Genomic DNA, 9,775 nt, shown 5'->3' on the forward strand with positions numbered 1-9,775 from the left:
TTCCAACAATACGCTCAAACTCTTCAATCAAAACTTTCTGCATAGGCTAGCCTCCTAAAACCGACTAATAAAAAAACCAAAGGCTTAGACTATTATAGCCTAAGCCGATAAAATTAATATTGTTTTGCGCCTTGAGTTGCTTCTTTTGGCAACAGAGCAAGCAAGATAACAGAAATCAACAAAGACACGCCTACAGCTGCTAATCCATAATAAACATTGCCAGTATGAGATTTTATAAAACCTATTATGTAAGGTGCAAAAAATCCACCTAAATTTCCTATAGAATTTATTACTGCAATCCCAGCTGCAGCTGCTGCCCCTGATAAAAACTTGTTTGGCAGTGCCCAAAATGGTCCAAATGCAGCATATGCTCCAGCCGTAACTATTGATAATACTATTATTGATGGAGCAGGTGTTTTTATAAATAACATTGCAAAAATTGCTATAGAACTTACAAGCAAAGGAATTTGTGTATGATAGCGCCACTCTGCCTTTTTGTCAGCTGATGAACCATTAACAACCATCATTATAGCTGCAAACAAAAATGGTATCATCGCTAAAAACCCAACTGTCTGAGCACTATAAGACTTTGACAGACCTTTTATAATTTGCGGTAGCCAAAAGCTTATTGCGTACAATCCCATAATCAGTCCAAAAAAATATATAAAAGCAAGCAACCACACACGTCCATTTTTCATAGCTTCACCCACTGTCATTTTTTGTTGCTTAGCTTTTTCTGCCTGCTCTTGAGCTATCTCATTTGTCAGCCAATCTCTTTCTTGTTGAGTTAAAAATTTTGCCTCAGATGGTTTATTTGGCAAAATAAAGAAAGTTAATATACCAAATATAACAGCTGGTGCTCCTTCTAATATAAATAGCCATCTCCAACTTTCAAGCCCAACCCAGTGGACATGATCCAATATGATACCTGATATAGGAGAGCCAATAACACTGGAAACCGCCAAAGCCGTCATAAATAGAGCCACAGCCTGTGCAAGCTCACGCTGTGGGAACCAGTATGTTAAAAACAAAATAACACCAGGAAAAAATCCAGCTTCAGTAAGACCCAATAAAAATCTAGCAATATATAGATGCACTGGTGAATTTGCAAAACCAGTTAAAGTAGCAACAAAACCCCAAATTACCAAAATTAACGATATCCAAAACCTTGCGCCAATTTTGTGTAACATTAAATTGCTTGGCACCTGAAATATCAGATAACCTATAAAAAAAATACCAGCAGCAAAACCGAATTGTTCAGCGCTTAATCCAAGATCCTTGTTCATTTTTAAAGCGGCAAAACCTAAATTAACTCTGTCTAAAAAATTAATAACATACAGCAAAAACATGTACGGTATTAAAAACCGCTTGACCTTTGAAATAGCACTTTTTGCAACGTTTTCGGCCATACACACCTCCTAAAAATTGGTCTAATAATCAGACCATTATCTAAAATTATAGTATTTTTTTATTAAATGTCAACTGTATTTTTAAATTATTAACTCATATATTGATCTTATAATTTATGAAAGTTAAAATAAAAACAGAAATAAATTATCGTTAAATGTTGTGCTTGCTAAATTTGTCAAGGTAATTTTTAAATTCTTGGTCTATAAAAGCAAGGTGTTTTGACATGCTTTGTTTTGCAAGAAAAGGATCATTTTGTAAAATTGCATCTAACACAGCTTTATGTTCAAGTAGCAATTCTCTTTTTGATAAGCCTTTTATTTTTGTAACATATTCCCTTCCTACTTTTACAGTATCCTTTAGCAGGTTAAAAATCGACATCATCATATGGTAAAGTACAGTGTTTTTTGAAGCTCTAATGATAGATAAATGAAACTCTGCATCTTCGTACTCACCAGAATTTGATTTACTGCTTATTTTTTCTAATTCTAAATAAGCTTCGCTAACATATTTTTTTGACTCTTCATCGGCATTTTTTGCTGCCATCTCAACTGCCCAAACTTCAAGTGTTTTTCTAATTTCCATAAGCTCCCAGGTTAACCTTGGGTCTTTCACAAGTAAATTGTCAATACCTTTTAGTATGTCTTCGCCAACAGATTTTATAAATGTGCCATCACCCTGAATGCTTTCAATCAAACCTTTTGCTTCTAAAATATTTAACGCTTCTCTAACAGAACTTCTGCTTACTTCAAACATCTTAGCCAAATCGCGCTCTGAAGGTAGTTTTTCGTTTGGTTTTAAATAGCCGTCTTTTATATAAAATTCTATTTGATATACAATTTCTTCTGAGATCTTTTTTTGCCTAATTGGTTTGAAAATCATACCATTATCTAATTTATTCTTTTTTACTAATACATAATTTATATATTGTTTGAGCCAATTCTTCAGACCTTGATGACAAAGAATAAGATTTATTACTTAAACGCCATTTAAGTCCGTTGAAAATTATACTACCCAAAATGACATCAGCAATAACCTGATTTTGTGGGCAATCATTAATTAAATTAATAATATTTTGTCTATAATCAAATACAATTTTTTGCAATTTTTCTTTTTTTTGAATATCACCAATATGAATTTCATCAGAAAAAACCATTACGGGAAGAACTTCGTTGTTTTCAACCATTTTAAAATGCTCATTTATAATCTTAAAAATTCTTTCATACAAATTATCTTCTTTTTCTGCTGTTTTTATAATATTATTCAAAAGGATTCCTATATTATCCAGAAAATACAAAATAAGCTCGTCTCTATTTTTAAAGTATTTATAAATTGCTGGTTGCGAAACTTGCAATATATCAGCTACCGCTTTTGTTGTTACATTATTAAAACCTTTTTGAGCTGCAATTTGACCTATAGCTTTAAATACTTCATTTTTTCTTTCTTGTTTTGACTTTCTCACACGGTTAATTATAAACTTTTTTTAACCTCTTGGCAAATGTTTTTTAATCGCCTTTTAACTTAAATTCCCATTTAATCATCTCTTCTTTTACTAATTGATCATCATTTGCATTTGGTAGCAACGCAAGGTAGATATTCATATGAGAAATTGCTTTTTGGCAATCTTGCGCTTGAGCATATAACAAATAACAAAGATATATCGTGATGTAGATGTAGATTTGAATTAAATGGATTACTTTCTATCACACTATTTAATTGTTCTATGGCTTTATCTAGCTTGTTTTCCTGATAATACACTTGAGCGTGTATAATGGTTTTTTTAGAATTTTCATCAAGTTCTACTGGTGAGGGACTTTTTGCAATAATGTTTGCTACAATCGAGTATATTTGCGATTGTTTATTTGCATCAAGCCACAGCCATTGACCATTTGGATTAACTTCCAAAAAATAATAGTCTTTGTCATCATAGAGAAAATCTAACCTTCCAAAATGCAACTTTAATTCATCCATAAACTTAAATATATTTTTATACCAAAATTCTTTTTCAATATATTCTTCATAATCTGATAATTTTTCTTGCTTTATCAATAGATCATGTTTTAGTGAGGGCTTTCTCCATAAAACCTTTTTAATGTTAGAACTATTCGCAATTCTGCCAACTGGGTCTTTAATTTCAAAACCGCTATTATTTAAAATAATATTGTAATTTTCAAAACAATCTGAGTTAAGTCTAAATAAATTATTTTCTCCCATATAATAAATCAGCATATCAATTGTCGTATCAAATGTAGTAGAATAAATTAATAGCATAAAAACAAGCCAAGCCCAATAGCTTGGCAATAATTTTAAGTATCTGCTTCGTTTGTAGAACTTTCGCCGTCAAACATTGTTGAGCTTTTTGTACTCCAAATAATCAAATCAAAATTTGACCCTACAAAACGTCTTTGCTCTTTAAAATTGTAATCGCCCGTTTCTTTAATCAAAGTTTCGACACTAATTCTCTCTTTCTGCCTTGCAAAAATTTTAAGGTTTTCATATGAACCTCCTAATTTATTACTTAAATAAATTGAAATTTAATTCAGGTCAAATTATTTTTTTTACTATAATTTCAACTTAAATTAATTTTTTTTAATCATAAATATATAATATATGGTTAACTATTTTTTTTAAACTTAATTATTAACTTTTATTTTAAATTTTTTTAAAAAAATTTCTTGACACTAAAAATAAATTCTTATATTATTTTAAAAGAGAAATATAAAATTATACAAGGGGGGGGTAGAATGAACGGTCAGACTTCAAAAGGTGACGATTTATTAATCAAAACATCAGAAGAGTTTCTTCAAAAAGCTAACTTAAATCCGAAGCTTTATGAAGAATACATTCAGTGGGCCAAAAACGATTGGGAAGGCTTTTGGGATTATTTTGGAAAAAATGAAATTACATGGTTTGAACCTTTCAAAAAAGTATTTGATGATTCAAATGCTCCATTTTATAAATTTTTTGTAGGTGGAAAGTTAAATATTAGCTATAATTGCATAGATAGGCACCTTTCTACATGGAAAAAAAACAGAGCCGCAATCATCTGGGAAAGCGAAATTGGCGAAAGCAAAACAATAACATACAGAGAACTCTATTATCAGGTTAATAAATTTGCAAATGTTTTAAAAACTTTAGGTGTTAAAAAAGGCGATAGGGTTGTTCTTTATATGCCAATGATAGTTGAGCTTCCCATTGCCATGCTTGCATGTGCAAGGATTGGAGCCATACACAGCGTAGTTTTTGGCGGTTTTTCGCCAGCTGCACTAAAAGAGCGCATAATTGATGCAAACGCAAATGTAATAGTAACAGCAGATGGCGGAAGAAGAGGTGGTAGAGCCATACCGCTAAAAGACAGCGTAGATGAAGCAATTAAAGATTTAAAAAACATAAAATATGTGGTCGTTGTAAAGCACATTGGCAGAGATGTTTTTATGAAAACACTCAGAGATTTCTGGTGGAATGACCTCATGAGTGACCCGGATTATGCTAAAAACTATTGCGAACCTGAAGTTATGGACTCTGAAGATCCGTTTTTTTTGCTTTACACTTCAGGATCAACTGGAAAGCCAAAAGGCGTTTTACATACAACTGCAGGTTATTTAATATGGAGGATTCTAACAGCTAAATGGGTATTTGACTTAAAAGACGAAGATACATTCTGGAGTACAGCCGATTTAGGTTGGATCTCAGGACATTCATACACGCTTTATGGACCTTTGTCTATTGGCTCAACTACGCTTATATACGAAGGAATACCAATATACCCAGATCCAGGCCAATGGTGGCGTTTAATTGAAAAATACAGTGTAAATGTCCTATACACAGCGCCAACTGCCATCAGGGCACTTATGAAATATGGAGAAGAACACCCCAAAAAATACAATTTATCATCTTTAAGACTATTAACAACAGGAGGAGAAAGGCTCAATTCTGCTGCCTGGTTGTGGTATTACAAAAATGTAGGTCAAGAAAAATGTCCTATAATAGATGCATATGGCCAAACGGAAACAGCAGGCCACATGCTCTCATCTTTGCCAATTGTGCCACAAAAACCTGGTTCTGTAGGTATTCCCGTACCTGGTGCGTTCCCAGAAATTGTTGACGATGAAGGCAATATAATAACTGAACCATACAAAACAGGCAATTTAGTATTTACAAAACCATGGCCATCAATGGTCAGAACACTCTGGCAAAATGACGAATTATACAAAAAAACTTACTGGAGTGCATTTGATGGTAAATATTACTTAACAGGAGATATTGCATACAAAGATGAAGATGGCTATTTCTGGATGGAAGGCAGAATTGATGATGTTGTAAATGTTTCGGCTCATAGAATAGGGTGCGCTGAAATTGAAAATGCACTTACAAGCTATCCAGCCATTGCTGAAGCTGCTGTTGTCGGTGTACCAGATGATGTCACAGGCGAAGCGATTTTTGCATATGTAGTTCTAAAAGAAGGCGTAGATTTAACACATCATGATGAACTTGTGCGAGACATCAGGGATCATGTAGGCAGACAAATTGGGCCAATTGCCAAGCCATCAGAAATTGTGTTTGTTGACCAGATGCCAAAAACAAGATCTGGAAAAATCGTTAGAAGGCTTTTAAAAGCCCTTGCAACAGATAAACCCATAACACAAGATATTTCAACTTTAGAAGACACAACAGTAATAGAAAAACTCAAAAAAGCTCTCAAAGAAAGAAACGATTAAGATATATCTGGCTGGCTATTTTGCTAGCCAGATATCTACTCAATCAAATCTTTACAAATTTTTTTCATATTCTTGAAGATTTATTTACAATTTAAATTATACACTTTCAAATAAAATAAGGAGGAAAATATGGCTGAATTTAGCCGCAGAAAAGCAATTGAAATATTTGGGGCAACGCTTGCCACAATTTTAATTAACCCAAAAGTTTATTCAAGCCAGATTGATCAGATAGGACAGCCAATTACATTTGAAAAAACTGACACACCAGGTATAATATTTATAGTAGGCGATGGAATGCCCATTTCTACGCTTACAGCCCTGCAGAGCCTAAGAAATAGCATTGACAAAACAACAACTTTTTATAAAAAGTTTCAAAGCAATGACGCTACAATCGCATATATGGGCACAGAATCTCTAAGCAGTATTGTAACAGACTCAGCACCTGCAAGTGCTGCATGGGCAACTGGCACAAAAACAGTAAATCATTTTTTAAGTGTATTGCCAAATGATAAAATTCTTAAAACAATAGCGGAACTTGCAAAAGAAAATGGCTATAATGTTGGTTTTGTAACAACAACACGCGTTACACACGCAACGCCTGCTGCATGGTATTCTCATAATAAAGACAGAGATGATGAAGCAAATATTGCGCTTGAAGCTTTAAGGTTAAAACCTGCCGTGCTTATGGGTGGTGGGTTAAAGTATTTTAGTAAAGAAGCAAATCCTAAACTAAAAAAAGATACATTGTCAGATTTTAAAAAAGAAGGTTATGCTGTATATACAGATAAGGAGCAACTAAAACAAATCGATTACAACAAGCCAATACTTGGTTTATTTGCAAAATCTCATATTGACTATTACATTGATAGGTTAAATGATAAAAATCTTGAAAGTCAACCTTCTCTTGCTTTAATGAGTGCAATTGCCCTAAAAAAACTACAAATGGCAAAAAAAGGCTTTGTACTACAAATTGAAGCTGGCAGAATTGACCATGCAAATCATGCAAATGATTGCATGGGCGCGTTAATGGAAACAGCAGAGCTTGACCAAGTTTTAGATGTGGTTGATGAGTATTTAAAAACTAACGCAAAAACGCTTGTTATTGTTACAAGCGACCATGGCACTGGAGGGTTTAATGTATTCGGTACTGGCGCAGATTATAATGACTCAACAGAAGCCTTTTTAAAATATAAACAAGTAAAAGCAAGCATACCCTATATTACAAAAAAAATTGAAAATAAAGGCTCAAAAGAAGTCCAGGACATTGTAGAATACTACACTGGCTTTAAAATTGAACCGTCCGAAGCTCAATTAATAATTGACTCACGAAGCCCAGATTTTACAGGAATTACTGGAAATTATCTGTATAGAGCCTATGATTCATGCGCGCTTGGTGCTGTGCTTGCAAAATGCGCATATCCACTCTCAAAAGATGGTGATCAAAAAGGGAAAGCAAATTTGCGCAGGGGTAATGTGTATTTTGTTTCAACAACACACACAGGTGAAGACCAAGTAATTTTATCTTACGGATTCCGCTCAAGGGAGCTAATTGCTTCAAGAAGGATTGAAAACACTGACCTATTTAACGCCATGGCATCTTTTTTAAATATAAAACCCTACAAAAATCCCACTATGACAAAAAAAGAAGCAAAAGCTATTATGCAAGCCTATTACAAAGACTACACATATGAAAAATTAGCTAAAAGCTTTCAATTGCATGTAACTTAAAGATTGGATTTGGTAAATATAGTTTTTGTAATTACTTTGGCTTAAAGCCAAGGAGCAAAATATGAAGGAGAGAATAAATAAAATGTTTGATAGTCTAACACATGCATACCAGCCAATAGTAAATATTCATACAGGTAAATCCATAGGTTTTGAAGCCCTATTAAGAAACTTTTTAGAAAGTGGTTTTGAAAATATTGATGCGGTATTTAACTATGCATACGCAAACGATAGCTTGTTTACGCTGGACATGAATTTAAGAAAAAAAGCTATACAAAAAATCAAAAACAGCGATATTTTTCAAAATGATACTTTGCTTTTTTATAATCTTGACAATAGAACATTAACTTCAAAAGATTATGAATTTGGAAAAACAATAGAATTCTTGGATGAACTTAATATATCACCATCAAATATATGTTTTGAGGTTTCTGAGAAACATTATCTTGAATGTTCTGAATATTTAATCAATCTTTTAAATAATTATAAAAAACAGGGCTTTAGCATATCGATTGACGATTTTGGCGTAAAGTTTTCTGGTTTAGAGTATATTTATAACTTTGAACCAGATTATGTAAAAATTGACAGATTTTTTATAAGCGATATAAATAAAAATCATAAAAAAAGATTATTTGTAGAGCATGTTATAAGCTTGTGCTCAAAACTTGGCATAAAAACCATAGCAGAGGGCATAGAAACACTTGAAGAACTAAAAGAATGTAAAGAAATGGGTTTTAATTTTGCCCAAGGCTATTTTATAGAAAAACCGCAGATTGATCTGTCTTCATTAAAATCTGTTTATGAGCATATAAATGAGATAAAAAGCACAAGATCGCAAACAGACACAGATCTAATTTTAGAAAATTTAAAATCAATAGAACCCATAAACATTAATGAAAGCATAATAAATTGTTTATACAGATTTAAAGACGCTTCCGTAAATTTACTGCCTGTAGTTGACAATAAAATGCGACCCATTGGTGTTATAACAGAAAAAGATCTTAAAAATTACGCTTACTCACCTTATGGAAAAGATTTGTTAACAAATAAAACATACAATAAACCCCTATCTGCGGTTATTACAAAAGCTCCAATCGTATGCGCTACAAGCAAAATAGAAGATATAATTGAAAGTTTTGTACAAACAGGATCTGTTAATACAAAAGAAATACCGCCAGTTTTAGTAGTACAAAATGAAAAATACATAGGTTGTCTTGATGCTGCAACTATAATAAATATTGTCCATAAGTATAATTTGGTACGCGTTTCAAACCAAAATCCGCTTACAAAACTACCTGGTAATAATCCTATAAAAGATTATATACAAGAAGTTATAAACAAATCCAATCAGGCAGCTTTTATTTATTTTGATATAGACAAATTTAAAGTTTACAATGATACGTTTGGTTTCAGACAGGGAGATAGAATTATTTTATTCTTATCAGATATTTTACAAAAAACCTTTTCTCAAAAACATTATTTTGTAGGTCACATTGGGGGCGATGATTTTTTTGTAGGTTGTGATTTATCAAAAATTAGTTTTGAAGAGGTTTTTGAAAAATGCATAAAAGCACAAGATGATTTCAAATATGGCAGCAAGGTGTTCTATCCAAAAGAAATTATTGATCAAGGCTATATCAGAGCAAAAGACAGGGATGGAATTGTTAAAAATTTTGGTTTTGTAAGTGTAAGCTTTGCTATTTTGCACATTGCAAAACAAAGTGGCAACCCAGATGAAGAAAAAATTTCCAAATTGCTTGCTCTTTTAAAAAAACAGGCCAAATCTCTAAGCGCATTTAGTGTAGCAACATTGCTTGAACCAAGTATTAATTTATTTGATTTCTATGAATTGAAAAAATCTCATGCTTTTAACTTTAAACAAGCCAAATGAGGTGCAAAATGAAAACAATAAACGAGATCTTAAC

The 9,775-nt window shown here is 32.5% G+C and carries 8 protein-coding genes; 3 read left to right on the top strand and 5 right to left on the bottom strand.

All coding sequences use genetic code 11. The features are described 5' to 3' along the window. Window positions 1-113: 113 nt before the first annotated feature. The 5 genes from ACP5FO_RS07805 to ACP5FO_RS07825 all read right to left on the bottom strand — a co-directional run bounded on the left by ACP5FO_RS07805 (window position 114) and on the right by ACP5FO_RS07825 (window position 3,851). On the bottom strand, window positions 114-1,409 hold the full coding sequence (locus ACP5FO_RS07805) for an MFS transporter (RefSeq protein ID WP_428157310.1): 1,296 nt from the start codon (window positions 1,407-1,409) through the stop codon (window positions 114-116). 151 nt (window positions 1,410-1,560) lie between these two features. Further along, window positions 1,561-2,289, bottom strand: a complete 729-nt coding sequence (locus tag ACP5FO_RS07810) for a FadR/GntR family transcriptional regulator (RefSeq protein ID WP_428110708.1) — start codon at window positions 2,287-2,289, stop codon at window positions 1,561-1,563. A gap of 13 nt (window positions 2,290-2,302) precedes the next feature. Further along, the gene (locus tag ACP5FO_RS07815; protein ID WP_428157311.1) at window positions 2,303-2,869 is read right to left on the bottom strand and encodes a TetR/AcrR family transcriptional regulator; all 567 of its coding nucleotides are present in this window, start codon (window positions 2,867-2,869) and stop codon (window positions 2,303-2,305) included. 101 nt (window positions 2,870-2,970) lie between these two features. Next, window positions 2,971-3,678 carry a hypothetical protein gene (locus ACP5FO_RS07820; RefSeq protein ID WP_428157312.1) on the bottom strand — a complete coding sequence of 236 codons (708 nt, stop codon included), beginning with the start codon at window positions 3,676-3,678 and terminating at the stop codon, window positions 2,971-2,973. A gap of 35 nt (window positions 3,679-3,713) precedes the next feature. Next, entirely contained in the window at window positions 3,714-3,851 is a 138-nt protein-coding gene (locus tag ACP5FO_RS07825) for a hypothetical protein (RefSeq protein WP_428110705.1), read from the bottom strand. A gap of 300 nt (window positions 3,852-4,151) precedes the next feature. On the opposite strand from ACP5FO_RS07825, the gene acs reads away from it, so the two are divergent. From acs to ACP5FO_RS07840, 3 genes are all read left to right on the top strand, one after another. Further along, window positions 4,152-6,125, top strand: a complete 1,974-nt coding sequence (gene acs, locus ACP5FO_RS07830; protein WP_428157313.1) for an acetate--CoA ligase — start codon at window positions 4,152-4,154, stop codon at window positions 6,123-6,125. A 129-nt stretch (window positions 6,126-6,254) separates the two neighbouring features. After that, window positions 6,255-7,853 (top strand): alkaline phosphatase, encoded by a 1,599-nt coding sequence (locus ACP5FO_RS07835; RefSeq protein ID WP_428157314.1) that lies wholly within the window; start codon window positions 6,255-6,257, stop codon window positions 7,851-7,853. A gap of 61 nt (window positions 7,854-7,914) precedes the next feature. After that, window positions 7,915-9,741, top strand: coding sequence for an EAL domain-containing protein (locus ACP5FO_RS07840; RefSeq protein WP_428157315.1), 1,827 nt, complete (start codon window positions 7,915-7,917; stop codon window positions 9,739-9,741). Window positions 9,742-9,775: the final 34 nt, after the last annotated feature.

Origin of the sequence: Desulfurella sp. (assembly GCF_049977265.1) — a bacterium.
Classification (GTDB): domain Bacteria; phylum Campylobacterota_A; class Desulfurellia; order Desulfurellales; family Desulfurellaceae; genus Desulfurella.